The sequence below is a fragment of the Streptomyces sp. NPDC107528 genome (assembly GCF_055639295.1).
Genome location: NZ_JBVKAV010000006.1, coordinates 192,232 through 213,476 on the forward strand (window position 1 = coordinate 192,232; position 21,245 = coordinate 213,476).

The following is a 21,245-nucleotide window of genomic DNA, read 5'->3' on the forward strand; positions in this document are numbered from 1 at the left end:
TGACCTGACGCCGTCGCCCTCTCCGCTCAGCGGACCACCCGCCCCCGCAGTACGATCCGCCGCGGATGCCGCAGCACTCCCGGCTCCACCCGCGGATCCGCGTCGTACACCGTCACGTCGGCAAGCCCGCCCTCCACCAGTCCCGGCAGCCCCAGGAAGTCCCGTGCCGTCCAGCTCGCCGCACCCACCGCCACCTCGGCCGGCAGGCCCGCGGCGATGAGGTGTTCGACCTCGGTGGCCACGTTGCCGAAGGGGGCCGAGTCGGTGCCGGCGAGGATGCGGACGCCGGCGTCGTGGGCCTCGCGGACCCGGCGGATGATGATGCGGTGGCCTTCGTGCGAGAGGCGCCCGCGGGGGTTGTCCTTGATGCCCGGCACGCGGCGCGCGAACGTCGTGAGGGTGGGGACGTAGACGGTCCCGTGCGTGGCCATCAGCTCGACGCACTCCTCCGGCATGCCCATCCCGTGCTCGATCGAGTCGACGCCGGCCCGCGAGGCGTTCAGCACGCCGCGCGCCGACTGACAGTGCGCGGCGACCCGCCCGCCGACGGCGTGCACCGCGTCGGTGACGGCGCGCAGGATGTCGTACGGCACCGGATCCGACTCGAAGTCCCAGTCGCCCATCAGCTTGCACCAGCCGTCGTGGGCCTTGGTCTCCGCGACGGCGGCGGCGACCAGGTCGTCGGTGACGGTGTGGAAGTCGGCGCTTTTCGACAGTCCCACCCACGCCAGCCACCGCCCCGCGGTGATCATGCGTGGGGCGTCCGGGGCTTCGCGCAGACCCGCCGGGATCTCGCCCAGCAGCCCCGGAAACCGCAACGCCGTCGTCCCCGCGTCCCGGTGTGCGGTGATCTGCTCGGCGAACACCTCGGGGTCGAAGACGGGGTCGTCCTCGGACGGGGACCCGGGATGTGTGTGCACGTCGACCAGCCCCGGCAGCAGGTAGCCGCCGTCGGCCACGGTCTGCGCCTCGCCGGACGGGCGGTCGAAGGTGATGCGGTCGCCGAGGAGCCAGAGGTCGCGGTCGGTGCCGTCGGGGAGGACGGTGCCACGCAGGTGGAGGGCCATCTGGCCCAACCTAGGTGATCGGCAGGGGCGTTGCCGAGACCGCCGTACCGTTCTCAGTCGCCGTACTGTTTCTCAGCCCTCGCGACCGTCCCGGCGCGCGAAGGCGGCGAAGGCTTCCGCCTCGGTGGCCCGGGCGTTGAGGAAGTAGTCGGCCCACTCGGCGGCCTGCTCGAAGGCGGAGTCCGCGACGACACGGGCGGCTGCGGCCTCCACGTCCAGCAGGGTGCGTCGCAGCTCGACCCCCGGCCCGAGCAGCGCCCAGTGCGCGCCGAGCCTGCCGTACGGCATCCCGACGCTGCCCGGGTTCACCACGAGCCGGCCGGCTGCGAGGCGGGTGAACGGCATATGGGTGTGGCCGCACACGACGGTGGTGACGGCGGAGTCGACCCGCGCGAAGACCTCCGCCCACCGCTCGGCGCGGGAGTCGACGAGCACGACCTCTTCGTCGTCACGCGGCGTCGCATGGCAGAAGAGCACCTCGCCGAGGCCGTCCACCGGAAGGGTGAGGGACGTCGGCAGCCGCTCCAGGAAGGTGACCTGGTCCTCGCGGAGGTTCTCGGCGGCCCACGGTCCGATGGGGTCGGGGATCGACGTGCGCAGTCCGCGCCGGTACTCGACGAGTTCGCGGTCGGCGTTGCCCCGGATCCAGACCACTCGGTCGCCCAGGCCCGTCAGGACGTCCATGACCTGGGCGGGCTGCGGACCGCAGGCGATGTCCCCGGTGAGCACGATCAGGTCCGCCGCCGTGACCACCGGTTCCGCGAGTACGGCTTCGAGGGCGGGCAGCACGGCGTGGATGTCGGAGAGCACGGCCACTCGGTTCACCATGCGCCCAGTATCCGGGGCCCGTGACCGAGAGATGAGGGCCCGTGCGCACCCAAGGGGTGTGCACGGGCCCTCCTTCCCCTGGAACGGGACGCTCATGGGCTCGGGTCAATGGGCCGGTGAAAGTCCCTTCCGGGCACGGCGCCTGACGAAAAGGGGTGTGTCAGACCGCCGGCTGGGGGTCCTTGGCGAGGCGCGGCGCGGGGACCGCGTCGTCCGTCTCCGGGTAGTGGCACGCGGTCAGGTGACCGGGCTTGTTGCCCTCGACCTGGACCAGCGGCGGGGCCTCGGTCGAGCACTTCTCCGTCGCCTTCCAGCAGCGGGTGCGGAAGCGGCAGCCGGAGGGCGGGTTGATGGGGGAGGGGACATCGCCCTGGAGGCGGATGCGCTCGCGGGGGGTATCCTCCACCGTCGCCTCGGGCACGGCGGACAGCAGCGCCCGGGTGTACGGGTGGCGCGGGTTGCCGTAAAGGTCGTCGCGGTCGGCGATCTCGACGATCTTGCCGAGGTACATGACCGCGACGCGCTGCGAGAAGTGCCGTACGACGGCCAGGTCGTGGGCGATGAAGACGAAGGCGATGCCCAGCTCCTGCTGGACCTTCTGCAGCAGGTTCACGACCTGCGCCTGGATCGAGACGTCCAGCGCCGAGACCGGCTCGTCGGCCACGATCAGCTTCGGTTCGAGGGCCAACGCCCGTGCCACGCCGATGCGCTGGCGCTGACCGCCGGAGAACTCGTGCGGGAAGCGGTTGTAGTGCTCGGGGTTCAGGCCGACGATCTCCAGCAGTTCGCGGACACGCTTCTCGCGGCCGCCCGCCGGGTTGATGCCGTTGATCTCCATCGGGCCGGAGATGATCTTGCCGACCGTCTGGCGCGGGTTCAGGGACGCGTAGGGGTCCTGGAAGATCATCTGGATCTCGGAGCGGACCGGCGCGAGCTGCTTGCGGCCCGCGTGCGTGATGTCCTGGCCGCGGTACGAGATCTTGCCGCCCGACGGCTCCAGGAGCCGCGTGATCAGCCGGCCCGTCGTCGACTTGCCGCAGCCCGACTCGCCGACCAGACCGAGGGCCTCGCCCTCACCCACCTGGAAGTCGAGGCCGTCCACGGCCTGCACGGCGCCGACCGTGCGTTTGATCGGGAAGCCGCCCTTGATCGGGAAGTGCTTGGTCAGACCGCTGACGTCCAGGAGCGGTTGCGCGTTGCTCATGATGGTGAAGTCCCGTCTCGTGTACGTCAGTCAGTGCCGGGATCCGGCGAATTCGGCGAACAGATCCTTGCGCTCCCCCTGCGGCAGGTGGCAGGCGGACCCCCGGCCGTCCACCACGTCGAGGAGCGGCCGCTCGCTGGAGCACAGCCCGCCCGGGACCTTCTCGGTGAAGGCGCACCGCGGGTGGAAGCGGCAGCCGGAGGGCGGGTTCAGCAGCGACGGAGGTGCACCCGGGATCGGGGACAGCGGCACGTCGACCGGCCCGTCCAGGCTCGGCATGGAGCTCAGCAGACCCACGGTGTAGGGGTGCTGCGGGTCGCGCAGCACCTCTTCCTTTGTGCCCCGCTCCACGCACCGGCCGCCGTACATCACCAGCACGTCGTCCGCGATGTCGGCGATGACACCGAGGTCGTGCGTGATGAAGATGATCGCCGTGCCGAACTCCTGCTGCAGGTCCTTGAGCAGGTCCATGATCTGCGCCTGGACGGTCACGTCGAGCGCGGTGGTCGGCTCGTCCGCGATCAGCAGCTCGGGGTCGCAGACCAGCGCCATCGCGATCATCGCGCGCTGGCGCATACCGCCGGAGAACTGGTGCGGGTAGTCGTCCACCCGCATGTCCGGCTGCGGGATCCCGACCCGCCGCAGCATCTCGATCGCCCGCGCCCGGGCCTCCTTCTTGGAGGCACCGGTGTGCTTGCGGTACGTCTCACCGATCTGCGTCCCGATGGTGTGGTACGGCGACAGCGAGGCAAGCGCGTCCTGGAAGATCATGGACATCTTGTTGCCGCGCAGCCGCTCCAGCTCCCGCTCGGAGGCGGTGAGCAGCTCCTTGCCGTCCAGCAGGATCTCGCCATCGATCTTGGTGCGGAACGGGTCGTGCAGGCCCAGGATCGTCAGGTTGGTGACGGACTTGCCGGATCCCGACTCACCCACGATGCCGAGCGTCTGGCCCTTGGCAAGGTCGAAGGAGAGCCCGTCGACGGCCTTGACGATGCCGTCCTCGGTGGAGAAGTGGACCTGAAGGTCCTTGACGGAGAGGAAGGGCTGCTGATCGGTGCTCGTCACGGGGACGCTCCTGAGGGGGGTGATGCGAGGGGTCGGGAGTGGGGGGCGGAGGTCAGGCGAGCCGGATCCGCGGGTCGATGAGGGCGTAGACGGCGTCCACGATGATGTTGGCGAAGACGATCGCGCCGGCCGCCAGCAGGGTCACACCCAGCAGCATCGGCAGGTCGCTCTGGTCCACGGACTTCACCGCGAGCCGGCCGACGCCCGGGAGGCTGAAGGTCGACTCGGTGATGATGGCACCGCCGATCAGCGTGCCCAGGTCGATGCCGAACACTGTGACGATGGGGCCCATCGCGCCGCGCCAGGCAAACCGGAAGAACACGTTCGACCGGGACAGACCCTTGGCCCGTGCCGTGCGGACATAGTCCTCGCTGAGTTGCTCCACGAGCTGGGAGCGGGTCATACGCGTGTAGTTGGCGGTGAAGATGATCGCGAGGACCAGCCAGGGCAACAACAGCCCGCCGAACCAGGCGGCCGGGTTCTCGGAGAGCGGGGTCCACTGCGGCTGGTCGAGCCACCCCAGCTGCGCGACGAAGAAGAACATCGCGATGTAGCCGACGAAGTAGATCTGGAGCGAGGAGCCGAGCAGCGAGGCGGAGCTGGCGAACTTGTCCAGGAACTTGCCCTGCTTGAGCGCCGCGAGCATGCCCGCGCCGATACCGAGGATCAGGAAGACGACGGCCGCGCCGAAGGCGAGCGACAGGGTCGTCGGCAGACGGTCCATGATCGTGTCGAAGACGGGCTCGCGGTTGGCGAAGGAGTACCCGAGGCAGGGTGCGTTGCAGAAGTCGTAGTTGGCGTAGTCGCGCCCGACGAAGACGCCGACCAGCCACAGCCAGTACTGCACCGGGATCGGCTTGTCGATGCCCAGGTTCTGCCGGATCTGCGCCAGGTTCTCGGGCGTGCAGTTCTTGCCGCAGGACATCATCGCGGGGTCACGCGGCACGGCGTAGAAGAGCCAGAAGGTGATGGCGCTGATGATCAACAGAATGACCAGCGCGCCGATGACTCGGCGGACAAGGAAGCGGAACATGAGGCGTGACTTTCCGGACGGGGCGCCGTCGCCGGGGGGAAGTAGAGGGGGGTGGGCCGCAGGGGCGGCCATGTGGAATGGCCGCCCCCAAGGGGTCGTGCTCGATTACTTCTTGGCGTAGAGCTTGGTGAGCGCGACGCAGGTGTTGCCGCCGTCCCAGACGACGTTGCCGACCTTGGAGCCGTACAGGTAGTTCCGGATCTTGTGGTAGTCCGGGACGACCGCGGCCAGCTCCATGATCATCTTGTCGACGTTGCCCCAGGCCTTGTTGGCCTCCTCCACGTCCGCGATCTTGCCCGCGGCGTCGATGGCCTTGTTGACGCTCGGGTCGTTCAGCTGGGCGTAGTTGCTGCGGCCGTCGCCGATGTTCTTGCCGCTCCAGCACGGGTAGAACTGCGAGTAACCGCCCGGCCAGTCCGGGCTCCAGCCGGCGGCGAACAGGTCGTACTTGTTGTCGATCTTGCCGATCTGGGTGTAGAACGTCGACTTGTCGACCTGCTTGTTGACGACCTTGAAGCCGGCCGCCTCCAGCGCGTTCTTGATGGCGACGGCGGTCTTCACCGCGGTGTCCGACTGCTGGTAGGCGATGACCAGCTTGTAGCCCTCCTGGCCGGCCTCCTTCAGCAGGGCCTTGGCCTTCGCGGGGTCGCCGCCCGGCTTCTTGTCGACGCCGTACAGGTCGAACTTGGTGTAACCGGGCGTCACCGGCGCGAAGATCGTGGTGGCGATCTCCTGGGACGCGGCACCGCCGCCGATGGTCTGGAGCTGCTGGTGCGGCCAGGCGTGGTTGATGGCCTGACGGACCTTGAGGTCCTTGACCCGGGTCATGTTGATCGGCCAGTAGTAGGTGACCGTGTCGACCGCGGTGAGGACGCGCTTCTTCAGCTCGGGCTTGGTGAGGACCTGGGCGAGGCGCTCGGGCGCGACCTCGTTGAAGATCGGCACCGCGTACTGGTCGTTGCCCTGGTCCGCGATCCAGCGGTCGGTCGAGGCGACGAGCTCGTAGCCCATCTGGAAGACGAACTTGTCCGGGTAGGCGTTGCGGATCGGGTCCGTCTTCGCGTCCCAGTGCTCGTTGCGCACGAAGGTCATCGACTTGCCGATGCTACGGCTCTCGACCTTGTAGGGGCCGCAGGAGACCGGCTTCTTGTCGTACTTCTCCTTGGTGTCGTGCTTCTTCGGCACCAGGGAGTAACCACGCATCGCGAGCGTGTAGTTGAAGTCGACGCGGGCTTCCTTGAGGCGGAAGGTGACGGTCTTGCCGTCGATCTCGATGGAGTCGAGGCTCTTGCCGTCGTACGGACCCTCGTACTTGTCGCCGCCCTCCAGGAACTCCTGGACGTAGACCGGACCCTCGGTGATGAAGCTCGCGAAGAGGCGCTCGAAGGTGTGGCGGACGTCGTCCATGGAGAGGTCGGCGCCGTCCTCCCACTTGATGCCGTCCTTGAGGGTGAAGGACCAGGTCTTGCCGCCGTCCTTCATCGTGCCGGCGTCGGTCGCGGCGTCGCCGACCAGGGTGGCCCCGCCCTTGTCGTCCAGCTTGTAGCCGGTCAGACCGCGCATGATCGGGACGGTGATGGCGCCCTCGGTCGAGACGTAGATCTGCGCCGGGTCCATGTGGTCCATGTCGAACTGCTGGAGCGAGTAGATCGTCCCGCCCGTCACCGCGCCCTTGACCTCGGTGGCCGGGCCGGTCGAGTCGGCCTTGGTGCCCACGGGGATCTCGGTGGTCTTGGAGCCGCTGACTTTCGGGGCCTGGTCCTGCGAGCCGCCCTCGCTGCCGCTGCTGCAGGCGCTCAGCACCGAGGTCGACGCCGCGGCCACGCCGGTGGCGATCAGGAAGTTTCTACGCGAGAAGGACATCGCATCCTGCCTTGAAGTGGGTTGATGAGAGAAATCCGGCACCCGACGACTTCGCCGTGGTCCTGAAATAAGCCGGAGTCAGCGCTTGGACTTCGGGTCGAGTGCGTCACGCACCGAGTCACCGAGGAGGTTGAACGCGAGCACGAAGATCACCATGGACAGGCCCGGGAAGAGCATGAAGGTGAGGTCCTCGGTGTAGAACTGGGCGCCTCGCTGGATCATGACGCCCCAGTCCGGGGTCGGGTCGATCATGCCGACACCCAGGAAGGCGAGACCCGCCTCAGCGGTGACGAACGCCGGGAGCATCAGAGTGGACTGGATGATGATCGGAGTCCACAGGTTGGGCAGCAGCTCCTTGAAGACGATACGCCGCGGTGACGCGCCCGTGACCTTGGCCGCCTCGACGAACTCCCGCTCGCGCAGGCCGAGTACCTGGCCGCGCAGCAGTCGGGCGATGGAGGCCCAGCCGAAGGCGGAGAGCACGATGATCAGGCCGGCGGCGCGCAGCCATGTCGGGATGTTCTCGTCGGGGGCGACGAAGAGCCCGTAGACGACCGGCATGAAGGCGATGAAGAAGAGGGTCGACGGGAACGACAGCAGGATGTCGATGACCCGGCCCACGAAGTAGTCCGTCCTGCCGCCGAGGTAGCCCGCGGTGACGCCGATGACCACGCCGAGGACGACGGTGAGCAAGGTGGCCGCGATGGCGATGCCCAGCGAGGTGCGGATCGCGTAGAGCAGGAAGGTGAAGACGTCACGTCCGAGCTGCGGCTCCACGCCGAACCAGAAGTCCGAGCTGATGCCGCCGTTCGGACCCGCCGGGTACGCGAAGGCGTTCAGCAGCTCAGGCTGCTGGCTCGCGTACGTCGTGTACGGATCCTTGCCGTACAGCTTCGCAATGAGCGGAGCGGCGAGCGCGATCACGAAGAAGAAGATCACGATGTACGCCGATATGACGCCCGTGCGGTCCCGCTTGAAGCGGGTCCACGCCAGCCGTCCCGGCGAGCGGCTTTCGTTGCCCTTAGGGGTGGAGGGCGAAGGCGACTTGTCGATGCTTTCGTCAGTCGCCTCAAGCGGGGCAGCCGCGGATGGAGTTGGGGGGGTCATGGTGCTCCTGGCCCAAGGGAGGGTCTGATGACTCCGCAGGGCACGCTCCCCTACGGGCTACGCCGGACTTTTTCAACGCAATTCATTCAAGGTCAATAAATTCTCGGCCGACTTGGTTGTCTCTTTACGTTCTTTACCCTGCCTTGACCATTCCGTAGCTACGCGGGTAGCGCAACGTGATTGAGTTGTGCCTTGACTCAGACTAACTGGACCAATCGGGCAACGAGTTCGATATGCGGACGCTCCTGTGTCGAAATGTGTACATCCAGCGGTCGTAATCCAACGGTTCGGCATCGGATGGCAGAGATCCATTGCGCCATACATCGAAGATCCATTGGGCCGGACGAAAGAAGTCCGTTTCGTCGCCCACGGGGACGTCGTGTGGACCTCGTACAGACGTCCGGTGGGTGCGCTTCGGGCACCGGCATCCGGACGGTCGGTTGCTCCATTGGCCGGAGTCCGTGTGCGATATGTGCCTTTTCGCTTGATATTGGCCCGTAACGGATCAGTACCAGAGGAGGCACTCCATGCATGGAGCCACGTTCGCCGGACGGGCCGCATGCGCGATGGCGGTCGCGCTCGTGGCGACGGCCTGCGGAGGCGGGGGTGACAGCGGAGCCGGCGGCGAGGTGCTGAGCTCGTCGTGGACCGATCCGCAGAACCCGCTGGAGCCGGCCAACACCAATGAGGTGCAGGGCGGCAAGGTGCTGTCCATGATCTTCCGGGGCCTGAAGCAGTACAACCCGAAGACGGGCGAGGCCGAGGACATGCTCGCCGAGCGGATCGAGACCACCGACTCGCGCAACTACACGATCACCGTCAAGGACGGCTGGACCTTCAGCGACGGCGAGAAGGTCACCGCCAAGTCCTTCGTGGACGCCTGGAACTACGGGGCGAGCCTGAGGAACAACCAGAAGAACGCCTACTTCTTCAGCTACATCGACGGCTACGACAAGGTCCACCCGGTCAAGGGCGAGCAGAGCGCCGACACCATGTCCGGGCTGAAGGTGGTCGACGACAGGACGTTCACCGTCCGGCTCAGCCAGAAGTTCTCCAGCTTCCCCGACACTCTCGGCTACAACGCCTTCGTCCCGCTGCCGCGCGCCTTCTACGACGACCACGCCGGCTGGCTCGCCAAGCCCGTCGGCAACGGCCCGTACACCGTGGAGTCGTACACCAAGGGTTCCGAGATGGGCCTGACGAGGTGGGACGCGTACCCGGGTCCGGACGCGGCCCTGAACGCCGGCGTCACCCTCAAGGTCTACACGGACAACAACACGGCCTACACCGACCTGATGGCCGGCAACCTCGACCTCGTCGACGACGTGCCGGCCCAGCAGCTGAAGAACGTCCGCAGCGACCTCGGCGACCGCTACCTCAACACCCCGGCCGGCATCATCCAGACCCTGGCCTTCCCCCACTACGACAAGGCCTGGAACAAGCCCGGCTCGGTCAAGGTCCGGCAGGGGCTGTCCCGGGCGATCGACCGCGAGCAGATCACCAAGACCATCTTCCAGGGGACCCGTACGCCCGCGACCGACTGGACCTCACCCGTCCTGGGCGCGGAGGGCGGTTACAAGGAGGGGCTGTGCGGTGAGTGGTGCCAGTACGACGCGGCCGCGGCGAAGAAGCTGATCGAGGAGGGCGGCGGGCTGCCCGGCGGGCAGGTGAAGATCACCTACAACGCGGACACCGGCTCCCACAAGCTGTGGGTGGACGCCGTCTGCAACTCCATCAACAACGCCCTGGACAACGACCGGGCCTGCGTCGGCAACCCGATCGGCACCTTCGCCGACTTCCGCAGCAAGAGCACGACCCAGAAGCTCTCCGGACCCTTCCGGGCGGGCTGGCAGATGGACTACCCGCTGACCCAGAACTTCCTTCAGCCGCTCTACTACACCAACGCCTCCTCCAACGACGGCAAGTGGTCCAACGAGGAGTTCGACAAGCTCGTCGACGAGGCGAACGCCGAGACCGACCCCGCGCGTGCCGTGGAGAGGTTCCAGAAGGCCGAGGCGGTCGTCCGGGACAACATGGCGGCCATCCCGCTCTGGTACCAGAACGGCAGTGCCGGCTGGTCGCAGCGGCTGTCGAACGTGGCCCTCAACCCGTTCAGCGTCCCCGTCTACAACGAGATCAAGGTCGGCTGAGTCCGTCATGGGGCGGTACGTCGTCCGGCGCCTGGTGCAGATGGTCCCGGTGTTCATCGGGGCCACCCTGCTGATCTTCCTCATGGTCAACGTGATGGGCGACCCCGTCGCGGGCCTGTGCGGCGACCGGCAGTGCGACGCGGCGACGGCGACCCAGTTGAGGAAGGAGTTCGGCCTCGACAAGCCCGTGTGGCAGCAGTACCTGACCTATATGGGGAACGTCTTCACCGGAGACTTCGGTACGGCGTTCAACGGCCAGGAAGTCACCGAGCTGATGTCGACGGCCTTCCCGGTCACCATCCGCCTCACGATCGTGGCGATCCTCTTCGAGATCCTCATCGGCGTCACGCTCGGCGTCGTCACCGGCCTCCAGCGGGGGCGCCCCGTCGACTCCGGCGTCCTGCTCCTGACCCTCGTCGTCATCTCCGTCCCCACCTTCGTCACCGGCCTGCTGCTCCAGCTGCTGCTCGGCGTGGAGTGGGGCTGGATCCGCCCGTCGGTCTCCTCATCGGCCCCCTTCGGCGAGCTGCTGATCCCCGGTCTCGTCCTCGCCTCGGTCTCCCTCGCGTACGTCACCCGGCTGACCCGCACCTCCATCGCAGAGAACCGGCGCTCCGACTACGTCCGTACGGCGATCGCCAAGGGACTGCCGAGACGCCGAGTGGTCACCCGGCATCTCCTGCGCAACTCCCTCATCCCCGTCGTCACCTTCATCGGCTCCGACATCGGATTCCTCATGGGCGGCGCGATCGTCACCGAGCGGATCTTCAACATCCACGGCGTCGGCTACCAGCTCTACCAGGGCATCCTGCGCCAGAACACACAGACCGTCGTCGGCTTCGTGACGGTCCTCGTCCTCGTCTTCCTCCTCTGCAATCTGGTCGTCGACCTGCTGTACGCCGTACTCGACCCGAGGATCCGCTATGCCTGAGCAGCCGTTCCAGTCAGAGGGGGCGATCGCCGGCAGCGGCGCGGGGGGCGCGGGCGGTGCGATGGAGCTTGCCGCGGGCGAGGCACAGACGCTGGAGCCGAGGCCGCCGGTCGGGCCGGCACCGCCGGGTCCGCAGGGCACGGGACCGCCGGGGCCGGGGCCGTCCGCCGCCGCCTCCGCGGGCGAACGGCCGCGCAGCCTCTGGTCCGACGTTTGGCAGGACCTGTGCCGCAACCCCGTCTTCATCATCTCGGGCCTGATCATCCTCTTTCTGCTCTTCATCTCCCTGTGGCCCTCGGCGATCGCCTCCGGCAGCCCGCTCAAGTGCGACCTCGCGAAGGCCCAGCAGGGTTCCGCGCCCGGCCATCCCTTCGGCTACGACGGCCAGGGCTGCGACGTGTACACGCGCACGGTGTACGGCGCCCGTACGTCCGTCGCGGTCGGCGTCTGCGCCACGCTCGGGGTCGCCGTCCTCGGCTCGGTGCTGGGGGCGCTCGCCGGCTTCTTCGGCGGCCTGTGGGACTCGTTCCTCTCCCGCATCACCGACGTCTTCTTCGCCATCCCGGTGATCCTCGGCGGTCTGGTCCTGCTGTCCGTGGTCACCAGCAACTCCATCTGGCCGGTCATCGGCTTCATCGTGCTGCTCGGCTGGCCGCAGATCTCCCGCATCGCCCGCGGCGCCGTCATCACCGCCAAACAGCACGACTACGTCCAGGCCGCCCGCGCCCTCGGCGCCTCCAACTCCCGGATCCTCCTGCGCCACATCGCGCCCAACGCCATCGCCCCGGTGATCGTGGTCGCGACCATCGCACTGGGGACGTACATCGCCCTTGAGGCGACCCTGTCCTACCTGGGTGTCGGCCTGAAACCCCCGAGCGTCTCCTGGGGCATCGACATCTCGGCCGCCTCCCCCTACATCCGCAACGCCCCCCACGCACTCCTGTGGCCCTCCGGAGCCCTGGCCGTCACGGTCCTGGCCTTCATCATGCTGGGCGACGCAGTCCGCGACGCCCTCGACCCGAAGCTGAGGTGAGGGGCGGTGGCAGTGGCGACGAGGGAGGTTCCGGGGCGGGGTCCTGACTCAGGCGGGCGCGGCAGGAGCGCGGGGCACGGCCCGCCCGCCCACCTGCGGCCCGCGCACACGGCCGTGCCCGACCGGTGTCGGCGTGGGAGCCGGCCCTGCGGGAAGCCCGCGGCCCCAGGACGCGTGCCGGAGCGCCGCCTCCCCTCGGGCGCCCGGTGGTCGTCGTGCTCGCTGTCGCCATGCTCGGCGTCGTGGTGTGCGATGCCCTCGATCCATGGTCCGGCGACCGCCACCCCGGCCCCCAGCCCGCTCGGCGAAGCCACTCGCAAGGCCCCCATCCGAAAGTGAGGTGAGCCCCGGCATGCTGCTCGAAGTGCGTGATCTGCAGGTGGAGTTCCGGACGCGGGACGGGGTTGCCAAGGCGGTCAACGGGGTGAGTTACGGCGTGGACGCGGGGGAGACGCTTGCCGTGCTCGGGGAGTCCGGGTCCGGGAAGTCGGTGACCGCGCAGGCGGTGATGGGGATTCTCGACATGCCGCCCGGGCGGATCACCGGGGGAGAGATCCTCTTCCAGGGGCGGGACATGCTGAAGCTGAAGGAAGAGGAGCGGCGCAAGGTCCGCGGCGCCGAGATGGCGATGATCTTCCAGGACGCCCTGTCGTCGCTGAACCCCGTACTGACCGTCGGCGACCAGCTCGGCGAGATGTTCGTGGTGCACCGGGGCATGTCGCGGAAGGACGCGCGGGCGAAGGCCGTGGAGCTGATGGACCGGGTGCGCATCCCGGCCGCACGAGAGCGCGTCAAGCAGTACCCGCACCAGTTCTCCGGCGGCATGCGCCAACGCATCATGATCGCGATGGCCCTCGCCCTCGAACCCGCGCTCATCATCGCCGACGAGCCCACCACCGCCCTCGACGTCACCGTCCAGGCCCAGGTCATGGACCTGCTGGCGGAGCTGCAACGCGAGTACCGCATGGGCCTGATCCTGATCACCCACGACCTCGGCGTCGTCGCGGACGTCGCGGACCGGATCGCCGTGATGTACGCGGGCCGGATCGTGGAGTCGGCGCCGGTGCACGACATCTACAAGGCGCCCGCCCACCCGTACACCAAGGGCCTGCTGGAGTCGATCCCGCGCCTGGACCAGAAGGGCCAGGAGCTCTACGCCATCAAGGGCCTGCCCCCCAACCTCATGAACATCCCGCAGGGCTGCGCCTTCAACCCCCGCTGCCCGACGGCCCGGGACGTGTGCCGCACCGACGTACCTGAGCTGTACGAGGTCTCCGAAGCACGGGGCAGCGCCTGCCACTTCTGGAGGGAGTGCCTGGATGGCTAGTTCCGCACCGGCCGAGCCGATTCTGGAGGTCAACGGGCTCGTCAAGCACTACCCGCTCACCCGGGGCATCCTCTTCAAGAAACAGGTCGGCGCCGTCAGGGCCGTGGACGGCGTCGACTTCTCACTGCACCGCGGCGAAACCCTCGGCATCGTCGGCGAGTCCGGCTGCGGCAAGTCGACGGTCGCCAAGATGCTGGTCAACCTGGAACGGCCGACGGCCGGTTCGATCAAGTACAAGGGCGAGGACATCACCAGACTGTCCGGCCGCGCCCTGAAAGCCGTACGCCGCAACATCCAGATGGTCTTCCAGGACCCGTACACCTCCCTCAACCCCCGCATGACGGTGGGCGACATCGTCGGGGAGCCGTACGACATCCACCCCGAGGTCGCCCCGAAGGGCGACCGTCGCCGCCGGGTGCGGGAGCTGCTGGACGTGGTCGGCCTCAACCCCGAGCACATCAACCGCTACCCGCACCAGTTCTCCGGCGGCCAGCGCCAACGCATCGGCATCGCACGGGGGCTGGCGCTGCGCCCGGAGGTCATCGTCGCCGACGAGCCCGTCTCCGCGCTGGACGTCTCGGTCCAGGCCCAGGTCATCAACCTGATGGACCGCCTGCAGAACGAGTTCGACCTCTCCTACGTCTTCATCGCCCACGACCTGTCGATCGTCCGGCACATCTCCGACCGGGTAGGGGTGATGTACCTGGGACGGATCGTGGAGATCGGCAGGGACGCCGAGATCTACGACCACCCCACGCACCCCTACACCCAGGCGCTGCTCTCCGCGGTCCCCGTCCCCGACCCGTTGGCCCGTGAACACCGCGCACGCATCATCCTCGCGGGCGACGTCCCGTCCCCGACGGACGTCCCCTCCGGCTGCCGCTTCCGCACCCGCTGCTGGAAGGCGGAGGAACGCTGCGCCCAGCAGGTGCCGGTGCTCGCGGTGCCGGACCGTCTGCGGGACCCGAGCGGACCCGAGGCCCACGACTCGGCGTGCCATTTCGCGGCGGCGCAAGGCAACGGGCCGGGGTGACATGGCGCACCCCGGCCCGCTTACGGCACCCGCACGGCCGTACGCTGTTCAGCCTCCACCGTCCGTATATCGGTGCCACTTCGGTGAAGTTGCCTGCGTGTTAACGCAGTTCGGGCGCTTTTGAGCCGCTATGCCAAGGACCGCTGCAGGAAGTCCAGCTGGAGCAGCAGCAGGTTCTCCGCGACCGTTTCCTGCGGGGTCATGTGCGTGACGCCGGACAGCGGCAGCACCTCGTGCGGACGGCCCGCGGCGAGGAGGGCAGAGGACAGGCGCAGGGAGTGGGCGACGACCACGTTGTCGTCCGCGAGGCCGTGGACGATCATCATCGGGCGGTGCGGTTCGGCCGGGTCCACCAGGCCCGAGTCGTCGATCAGCGAGTTGCGGCGGTAGACCTCCGGCTGCTTGTCGGGGTGTCCGACGTACCGCTCCTGGTAGTGGGTGTCGTACAGGCGCAGATCGGTGACCGGAGCGCCGACCACCGCAGCGTGGAAGACGTCCGGGCGGCGCAGCGCGGCGAGCCCCGCCAGATAGCCGCCGAAGGACCAGCCCCGGATGGCCACGCGGGTCAGATCGAGCGGGAACCGCTCGGCGAGCGCGTGCAGCGCGTCGACCTGGTCCTGCACCACGATGGCCGCGATGTCGTCCTTGATGGCCTTCTCCCACCCGGGCGAGCGGCCCGGCGTACCGCGCCCGTCCGCGACGATCACCGCGAACCCCTGGTCGGCGAACCACTGTGAGGTGAGGTACGCGTTGTGCGCGGCGACCACCCGGGAGGAGTGCGGGCCACCGTAGGGGTCCAGCAGAACCGGCAGCGGGGTGTCACCGGCGTAGTCCCGAGGCATAAGCACGGCGCACGGGATGCGGCGTGCGCCCCCCTCGGTGAGTGTCACGCGCGGGGTCAAACCGGGATCTTCGGCATACGACCGGACCGTCGCCACCGGCTTCCCGTCTCGCAGCACCTGGATCTGAGCGCCGGGCCGGTCAAGCGCATGGGACGCCAACACCGTCACGCCCCCAGCGCGCACCGCCGAGTGCACGCCGGGCTCCTGTGAAACGCGCTCCATGCCGAGTTCGTTCACCCGGTACACGTGCACCTCGCCGATCTCGGGAACGGCCGCGGCCTCGCCCGCCGACGCCGAGATCAGCACGTCGTCCGAGGTGACGTCCAGCACCGCGCGGACGTGCAACTGCGGTCCGGTCAGCGGGCGTTCGCCCACCGCGAGGACCCGCGCGCCGCCCTCGTCGGCGATGCGCACGAGATGCCCCGCCGGGCTCCAGCAGGGCACGCCAGGGAAAAGATCCAGCCATTGTGGATCTTCGTCCGCATGCACCATCCGGGTCGCCCCCGTCGCCGGGTCCACGGCCAGGAACAGCTGACTGCGCTGGTCGCGCGCCTGTACGAGCAGCAGTGGTGCACCCGCCGCTGACCAGTGGACTCGCGCCAGATACGGGTACCGCGCCCGGTCCCAGGAGACCTCCGTGCGCACCCCGCCCAGACCGATCACGAACAGCCGTACGTCCGCGTTCGGCGTTCCCGCCGCCGGGTATGCCACCCGCTGCGGCTCGCGCTCCGGATGCGCCGGATCGGAGATCCACCACCTGCGCACCGGCGTGTCGTCCGCCCGCGCCACCAGCAGCAGGTCCGACTCGGGACCCCACCAGAAGCCCCGGTAGCGCCCCATCTCCTCGGCCGCGATGAACTCCGCCAGTCCGTAGGTCACCCCCTCCGACTCCGGCTCGGCGAGCGCACGGTCGCCCTCGCCCTCGGCGCCCACCACCCGCAGGGCACCCTGCGCGACGTACGCGATGTGCCGTCCGTCGGGGGAGGGGCGGGGGTCGATCACCGGTCCGGGGACCGGGAGTTCACGTGCCGTACCAGCCCGCAGTTCGGCCGTGAAAAGCCGCCCTGACAAGGCAAAAGAGGCCAACTCGACGGCCGCGTCGGTGGCGTGGGAGACGATGCCGGCGCCACCCTCACGGCTGCGCTCGCGGCGTGCCCGCTCCTCGGGCGAGAGGTCCTCCGAGGTGCCGCCCAGGAGGGCGCGCGGGTCGGCCGCCACGCGCTCCCCGCCGTCCACGGTGTCGAGCACCCACAGCGAACTCGCCGGATCCGTACCGGAGGTGGAGCGCAGGTACACGACTCGGGAACCGTCGGGCGCCACCGTGAATGCGCGCGGAGCGCCGAAGGTGAACCTCTGGGTGCGGGCGTGCCGTCGGGGGAAGGACACAGGCTCGGTCGTCATGCCCCGACCATATTGGCCAGTGCGCCCCCTTGTGCGGCTGTGCGCCGATCGATGCGCACGGACGGATAGTTATGATCACAAGCGCATAGTGGGTATGAACCTGCTGGCTGCTGCATGGATTTATCTGCCCCCATAGTCCGACCCCCGCGCCTGGGATTCTTGGAGGTGAGCCGCCGTGGCACTCTCGATTTCGGCGGTGGTGCTGCTGGCGATCGTCGTCTTCCTGCTGGTCAAGAAATCAGGGTTGAAGGCGGGCCATGCCGTGGTCTGCATGCTGCTCGGTTTCTACCTGGCGTCCTCGACCGTCGCTCCCACCATCAGCGAGCTGACGACGAACATCGCGGGCATGATCGGCAGCATCAAGTTCTGAGCCGTGCCGGGCAGTGCTGTCGGTGCCGCCTCGTAGGCTGGGGCCATGACGGAACTGCCCGACCGGCGTCTGCTCCTGGTGCACGCGCACCCGGACGACGAGTCGATCAACAACGGCGCGACGATGGCCAAGTACGCGGCCGAGGGTGCCCGGGTGACCCTGGTCACCTGCACCCTGGGTGAGCACGGCGAGGTCATTCCCCCCGAGCTGCACCGCCTGACCGGAGCCGAGCTCGGCGAACACCGCCTGGGCGAGCTCAGGGCCGCGATGCGCGAGCTCGGCGTCGAGGACTTCCGTCTCCTCGGCGGCAAGGGCCGCTACGAGGACTCGGGGATGATGGGCATCGCCGACAACGACGACCCCGCGAGCCTGTGGCAGGCGGACGTCGACGAGGCGGCCCGGGAGCTCGTCGAGGTGATCCTGGAGGTACGCCCCCACGTCCTCGTCACCTACGACCCCGACGGCGGCTACGGCCATCCCGACCACATCCAGGCCCACCGCGTAGCCATGCGCGCGGCCGAGCTGGCCACCGACGCCGGGTGGCGGATCCCCAAGATCTACTGGAACCGCGTCCCGCGCACGGTCGCCGAGGAAGCCTTCGCCCGACTTCAGGCGGACCTGCCCGGATTGCCCTTCGCCAAGGCCGCCACCGTCGGCGACGTGCCGGGTGTCGTGGACGACGAGCGGATCACCACCGTGATCGACGGCATCGCCCACGCCCCCGCCAAGGCCGCCGCGATGCGGGCGCACGCCACGCAGATCGACGTGGCCGAGCCGTACTTCGCGCTCTCCAATGAACTTGCGCAACCCCTCTTCACCACCGAGTACTACGAGTTGGTGCGCGGGGAGAGGGCGGCGCGGACGGAGTCCGATCTGTTCGCCGGTGTCGCCGTCGAGGAGGCGTCATGAGCTCGATGCTCGCCCAGCCGCTGAAGCGGCCCTCTGCCGTGCGGGTCCTCGTCCACCTCGGGCTCTTCGTGCTCGGCGCGGTCGTCGGCGTGGCCGGGGCGCTGGTGCAGCCCGCGTGGTTCCCGGGCGGTCTGCTGCTCGCCCTCGCGGGCGAGGCCGGGCTCTGCCTGGGCGCCGCCCGGGTGTTGGGCAGCCGGGCCGCGGCCGTCGCCCCTGCCGGCGGCTGGATGATCACCGTCATCCTGCTCACCGCCAGCCGCCCCGAAGGCGACTTCGTCTTCGGCACAGGCGCCGCCTCCTACCTCTTCCTGCTCGGCGGCATGGCCGTGGCTGTGATCTGCGCCACCCTCGCGCCCGTGCGGCAACCGGGTGGCGACGGCGTCCGACTTGCCAAGTGACGTACCACTTCTCCACGCCGCACTCGTGCGAGTCCCGTGTGGGTTTCCCAGGCGGTCGTGGGATGCGGGCCGGAAGTGGCCAGTATGGTGGTGCGCGCCGCCGAGCCGTCCGAAGCAATGAGGTCGAACAGGCGGTGGAGCCAACCGGGAGAACCTGCCTTGAGTCGTGAAACTGACACTCCGTCCTCCGGGCCCAACGGGCGCGGCGGAGCCGCATACCCCTCGGGCACGCCGCCGTACGGGACCCCCATGGCTTCCGACAGCGGTGCGGATGCGGGCCGTTCGGCCGCGCAGCCGGAGGAACGCAAGACCGAGACCACGCTGACGACGCGGATCCGGATCAACATTCCCGGGTCCCGGCCCATTCCGCCGGTCGTCGTGCGCAAGCCCGTCACGGACACCGAGAGCGCCGGCTCCGCCGGCAGCACGGATACCGAGACGCCGTCGCCGTCCGCCGACACCGCCATGTCCACGGGCACCGTCGACCCTCCGGCCCAGCCCGCGGGGCAGGCGGAGGAGAAGACGAGCGACTGGTTCGCGCCCCGCAAGTCCTCGGGGGGCAAGGGCGGTCAGGGCGGCGCGTCCACCAACGGGGCCGGTCTGCCCGGCGGTTCGGGCCCCGGCGCGGGCGGCCCCGCCGGCCCGGGCGGCGGTGGTGCCGGGCGGCCCGGTGGGGTCGTCGGCTCGATGAGCGTGCCGGGCGGCTCGCGCCCCGGCGGTGCGAGCGGCCCCGGGCTCCCCGGTGCGACCGGCGGCCCCGTGGCTCCGGGGCACGGCGGCGGCACCGGTTCCTTCGACGTGACCGAGGCACTGGGTGCGGGCCCCCTGGGCGGCGGCAACGGCGCGCGCCCCGGCGGCGAGGCCCGCCGCGACGACCTGCCGTACTTCGCGGAGAACGGCAGCCGCGGCCAGGACGGTCAGGACGCCCCGAACAGCTACGGCAGCCAGGCCGGCCCGAACGGCCCGGGCGGATACGGCGCCCAGGGCGGCCCGGGCGGCTTCGACCCGTCCGCCGACTTCAACGCCCCGAACAGCTTCGACGGCGCCGGCGACTTCGGCGGCCCGAGCGACTTCAACGGCTCGAACGGCCACGGCGGCCAGGGTGGCCCGCACGGCCCCGCGGGCCCGACGACCGGTCCGGTCACCGGCGACGGCCCCGCGGTGCCGCCGGTCATGGGCGGCGGCACCGGCGGTCGGGGTGGTCCGGCCGGTCCGGGTATTTCCGCCGGTCCGGGTGGTGCCGGTATCTCCGCGGGCCCGGGTCGGCCCGGCGGGCCGAGTGGTCCCGGCGGTCCCGGCAGTGGCCGTGGCGGCCCGCCCGGTCCCGGTGGTCCTCCCGGACCTGCCGGCCCGGGTGGTCCTGGTGGGCCTGCCGGTCCCGGCATTTCCGCCGGACCCGGTGGTCCCGGCGCCGCCTCCCACGTCCCGGGCCGTGGCCCCGGCGGTGGGATGAGCGACGACACCGCGATCCTCACCCCGCAGAAGCCGGCTCCCGAGCCCGGCAACCCGAACTACGGCGTCGCCGACAACGTCTCCGGCCACACCGTCACCAGCGGCATCCCCGTCGTCCCCGCCGGCGCCCAGAGCGGGCCCTTCGGGCCGGGCGGCGCCGACGCACCCGGGCCGCACACACCCCCGAAGCTGCCGGAACCCGCCCCTTCGGAGACCCAGTCGTCCCGTGCGCCCAAGAAGAAGGGCCGCAACAAGCTGGCCCTGATCGGCGGCGGCGTGATCGTCCTCGCCGGCGGTGTCTACGGCGCCGGCCTGCTGATGGCCCACTCCGACGTGCCCAAGGGCACCTCCGTGCTCGGCGTCGACATCGGCGGCGGCACCCGCGACGAGGCGCTGAAGAAGCTCAACGACGCCTTCGACAAGCAGGTCAACAAGCCGCTGAAACTGTCGGTGGGCGGCAAGACCGTCACGCTGGAGCCGGACAAGGCCGGGCTGCAGTTCGACATGCAGCAGACGGTCAGCGCGGCCGCGACCAGTGACTACAACCCGGTCTCGGTCATCGGCTCGCTCTTCGGCAACCACCGGGTCGTCGACCCGGTCATGCCCACCGACGAGGAGAAGCTGCAGGCAGCCCTGCAGGACGTCTCCGGCGGTTCCGGCTCGGTGACCGAGGGCACGATCAACTTCGAGTCCGGGAAGGCCGTCGCCGTCTACGGCAAGGCGGGCAAGGGCATCGACGTCGCCAAGTCCACCGCGGCGGTCCAGGAGGCCTACCGCACCCAGGTGGAGACCGGCGCGTCGTCCGCGGTGCCGGTCGCCACGACCACGCAGCAGCCGACGGTCGCGAACGCCGAGGTCGACCGGTTCATGAAGGAGTTCGCCGAACCGGCGATGGCCAACAAGGTCACGATCCAGACGGACGCCGCGCACAGCATCCAGTTCGGCTCCCTGTCGCTGCCGAAGATCCTGGGAGCCAAGGCCGTCGACGGCAAGCTCGTGGACACCTACGACCTCAAGGCGCTCAAGGCGGCGTACGGCGCCACCTTCGACGGCGTGCAGATCAACGGCGCGAGCGGCAAGCGCGACGTCCTTCCGCAGGATGTCGCCTCCGCCCTGCGCAAGGCGCTGCGCGCCAAGACGGCGGCGGAGCGCACCGTCACCATCGACACCAACCCGAGCTAGCGCAGCCGCTCGGACCCAAGGGCACCCGGCACTCGCCGGGTGCCCTTCCG

17 protein-coding genes are annotated in these 21,245 nt (G+C 69.4%); 9 read left to right on the forward strand and 8 right to left on the reverse strand.

Translation table 11 applies throughout. The features are described 5' to 3' along the window. Nucleotides 1-26: 26 nt before the first annotated feature. From ACZ7L5_RS20670 to ACZ7L5_RS20700, 7 genes are all read right to left on the reverse strand, one after another. Nucleotides 27-1,067: an amidohydrolase family protein gene (locus ACZ7L5_RS20670; RefSeq protein ID WP_471518257.1), complete on the reverse strand. Its 1,041-nt coding sequence runs from the start codon at nucleotides 1,065-1,067 to the stop codon at nucleotides 27-29. 72 nt (nucleotides 1,068-1,139) lie between these two features. Continuing rightward, nucleotides 1,140-1,895: a metallophosphoesterase family protein gene (locus tag ACZ7L5_RS20675; RefSeq protein ID WP_471518258.1), complete on the reverse strand. Its 756-nt coding sequence runs from the start codon at nucleotides 1,893-1,895 to the stop codon at nucleotides 1,140-1,142. A gap of 160 nt (nucleotides 1,896-2,055) precedes the next feature. Then, entirely contained in the window at nucleotides 2,056-3,099 is a 1,044-nt protein-coding gene (locus ACZ7L5_RS20680) for an ABC transporter ATP-binding protein (RefSeq protein ID WP_471518259.1), read from the reverse strand. A 30-nt stretch (nucleotides 3,100-3,129) separates the two neighbouring features. Then, nucleotides 3,130-4,164, reverse strand: a complete 1,035-nt coding sequence (locus tag ACZ7L5_RS20685) for an ABC transporter ATP-binding protein (protein ID WP_363034851.1) — start codon at nucleotides 4,162-4,164, stop codon at nucleotides 3,130-3,132. 52 nt (nucleotides 4,165-4,216) lie between these two features. Next, on the reverse strand, nucleotides 4,217-5,197 hold the full coding sequence (locus ACZ7L5_RS20690) for an ABC transporter permease (RefSeq protein WP_363034853.1): 981 nt from the start codon (nucleotides 5,195-5,197) through the stop codon (nucleotides 4,217-4,219). A gap of 105 nt (nucleotides 5,198-5,302) precedes the next feature. Continuing rightward, nucleotides 5,303-7,060 carry an ABC transporter substrate-binding protein gene (locus ACZ7L5_RS20695; protein WP_471518260.1) on the reverse strand — a complete coding sequence of 586 codons (1,758 nt, stop codon included), beginning with the start codon at nucleotides 7,058-7,060 and terminating at the stop codon, nucleotides 5,303-5,305. A gap of 78 nt (nucleotides 7,061-7,138) precedes the next feature. Then, a complete protein-coding gene (locus tag ACZ7L5_RS20700; RefSeq protein ID WP_363034857.1) occupies nucleotides 7,139-8,167 on the reverse strand; it encodes an ABC transporter permease in 1,029 nt (342 codons plus the stop codon). Between the two features lie 527 nt (nucleotides 8,168-8,694). Here ACZ7L5_RS20700 and ACZ7L5_RS20705 point away from each other — a divergent pair. The 5 genes from ACZ7L5_RS20705 to ACZ7L5_RS20725 all read left to right on the forward strand — a co-directional run bounded on the left by ACZ7L5_RS20705 (nucleotide 8,695) and on the right by ACZ7L5_RS20725 (nucleotide 14,641). Beyond that, nucleotides 8,695-10,317, forward strand: coding sequence for a peptide ABC transporter substrate-binding protein (locus ACZ7L5_RS20705; protein ID WP_471518261.1), 1,623 nt, complete (start codon nucleotides 8,695-8,697; stop codon nucleotides 10,315-10,317). A 7-nt stretch (nucleotides 10,318-10,324) separates the two neighbouring features. Further along, complete coding sequence (locus tag ACZ7L5_RS20710; RefSeq protein ID WP_471518262.1) at nucleotides 10,325-11,248, forward strand: ABC transporter permease; 924 nt, start codon at nucleotides 10,325-10,327, stop codon at nucleotides 11,246-11,248. Next, nucleotides 11,241-12,281 carry an ABC transporter permease gene (locus ACZ7L5_RS20715; RefSeq protein ID WP_471518263.1) on the forward strand — a complete coding sequence of 347 codons (1,041 nt, stop codon included), beginning with the start codon at nucleotides 11,241-11,243 and terminating at the stop codon, nucleotides 12,279-12,281. Before ACZ7L5_RS20710 ends, ACZ7L5_RS20715 begins: the two co-directional genes overlap by 8 nt. Nucleotides 12,282-12,633: 352 nt before the next feature. Beyond that, nucleotides 12,634-13,608: an ABC transporter ATP-binding protein gene (locus ACZ7L5_RS20720; protein ID WP_471518264.1), complete on the forward strand. Its 975-nt coding sequence runs from the start codon at nucleotides 12,634-12,636 to the stop codon at nucleotides 13,606-13,608. Continuing rightward, a complete protein-coding gene (locus tag ACZ7L5_RS20725; RefSeq protein ID WP_471518265.1) occupies nucleotides 13,601-14,641 on the forward strand; it encodes an ABC transporter ATP-binding protein in 1,041 nt (346 codons plus the stop codon). The genes ACZ7L5_RS20720 and ACZ7L5_RS20725 overlap by 8 nt, the downstream gene beginning before the upstream one ends. Nucleotides 14,642-14,769: 128 nt before the next feature. On the opposite strand, the gene ACZ7L5_RS20730 is transcribed toward ACZ7L5_RS20725, so the two are convergent. Then, nucleotides 14,770-16,884 carry a prolyl oligopeptidase family serine peptidase gene (locus tag ACZ7L5_RS20730; protein WP_471518266.1) on the reverse strand — a complete coding sequence of 705 codons (2,115 nt, stop codon included), beginning with the start codon at nucleotides 16,882-16,884 and terminating at the stop codon, nucleotides 14,770-14,772. Between the two features lie 175 nt (nucleotides 16,885-17,059). On the opposite strand from ACZ7L5_RS20730, the gene ACZ7L5_RS20735 reads away from it, so the two are divergent. The 4 genes from ACZ7L5_RS20735 to ACZ7L5_RS20750 all read left to right on the forward strand — a co-directional run bounded on the left by ACZ7L5_RS20735 (nucleotide 17,060) and on the right by ACZ7L5_RS20750 (nucleotide 21,195). Continuing rightward, nucleotides 17,060-17,254 carry a hypothetical protein gene (locus tag ACZ7L5_RS20735; RefSeq protein ID WP_328423806.1) on the forward strand — a complete coding sequence of 65 codons (195 nt, stop codon included), beginning with the start codon at nucleotides 17,060-17,062 and terminating at the stop codon, nucleotides 17,252-17,254. A 45-nt stretch (nucleotides 17,255-17,299) separates the two neighbouring features. Further along, nucleotides 17,300-18,163 (forward strand): N-acetyl-1-D-myo-inositol-2-amino-2-deoxy-alpha-D-glucopyranoside deacetylase, encoded by an 864-nt coding sequence (mshB, locus tag ACZ7L5_RS20740; RefSeq protein WP_471518267.1) that lies wholly within the window; start codon nucleotides 17,300-17,302, stop codon nucleotides 18,161-18,163. Continuing rightward, the gene (locus ACZ7L5_RS20745; protein WP_471518268.1) at nucleotides 18,160-18,561 is read left to right on the forward strand and encodes a DUF6113 family protein; all 402 of its coding nucleotides are present in this window, start codon (nucleotides 18,160-18,162) and stop codon (nucleotides 18,559-18,561) included. The genes mshB and ACZ7L5_RS20745 overlap by 4 nt, the downstream gene beginning before the upstream one ends. A 159-nt stretch (nucleotides 18,562-18,720) precedes the next feature. After that, on the forward strand, nucleotides 18,721-21,195 hold the full coding sequence (locus ACZ7L5_RS20750; protein WP_471518269.1) for a hypothetical protein: 2,475 nt from the start codon (nucleotides 18,721-18,723) through the stop codon (nucleotides 21,193-21,195). Nucleotides 21,196-21,245 lie beyond the last annotated feature (50 nt).

Excerpts from the sequence above, each read along its gene's own strand:
- ACZ7L5_RS20670 (WP_471518257.1), bottom strand. The coding sequence starts at position 1,067 with ATGGCCCTCCACCTGCGTGGCACCGTCCTCCCCGACGGCACCGACCGC.
- ACZ7L5_RS20675 (WP_471518258.1), bottom strand. The coding sequence starts at position 1,895 with ATGGTGAACCGAGTGGCCGTGCTCTCCGACATCCACGCCGTGCTGCCC.
- ACZ7L5_RS20680 (WP_471518259.1), bottom strand. The coding sequence starts at position 3,099 with ATGAGCAACGCGCAACCGCTCCTGGACGTCAGCGGTCTGACCAAGCAC.
- ACZ7L5_RS20690 (WP_363034853.1), bottom strand. The coding sequence starts at position 5,197 with ATGTTCCGCTTCCTTGTCCGCCGAGTCATCGGCGCGCTGGTCATTCTG.
- ACZ7L5_RS20695 (WP_471518260.1), bottom strand. The coding sequence starts at position 7,060 with ATGTCCTTCTCGCGTAGAAACTTCCTGATCGCCACCGGCGTGGCCGCG.
- ACZ7L5_RS20700 (WP_363034857.1), bottom strand. The coding sequence starts at position 8,167 with ATGACCCCCCCAACTCCATCCGCGGCTGCCCCGCTTGAGGCGACTGAC.
- ACZ7L5_RS20705 (WP_471518261.1), top strand. The coding sequence starts at position 8,695 with ATGCATGGAGCCACGTTCGCCGGACGGGCCGCATGCGCGATGGCGGTC.
- ACZ7L5_RS20710 (WP_471518262.1), top strand. The coding sequence starts at position 10,325 with ATGGGGCGGTACGTCGTCCGGCGCCTGGTGCAGATGGTCCCGGTGTTC.
- ACZ7L5_RS20715 (WP_471518263.1), top strand. The coding sequence starts at position 11,241 with ATGCCTGAGCAGCCGTTCCAGTCAGAGGGGGCGATCGCCGGCAGCGGC.
- ACZ7L5_RS20720 (WP_471518264.1), top strand. The coding sequence starts at position 12,634 with ATGCTGCTCGAAGTGCGTGATCTGCAGGTGGAGTTCCGGACGCGGGAC.
- ACZ7L5_RS20725 (WP_471518265.1), top strand. The coding sequence starts at position 13,601 with ATGGCTAGTTCCGCACCGGCCGAGCCGATTCTGGAGGTCAACGGGCTC.
- ACZ7L5_RS20730 (WP_471518266.1), bottom strand. The coding sequence starts at position 16,884 with ATGACGACCGAGCCTGTGTCCTTCCCCCGACGGCACGCCCGCACCCAG.
- mshB (WP_471518267.1), top strand. The coding sequence starts at position 17,300 with ATGACGGAACTGCCCGACCGGCGTCTGCTCCTGGTGCACGCGCACCCG.
- ACZ7L5_RS20745 (WP_471518268.1), top strand. The coding sequence starts at position 18,160 with ATGAGCTCGATGCTCGCCCAGCCGCTGAAGCGGCCCTCTGCCGTGCGG.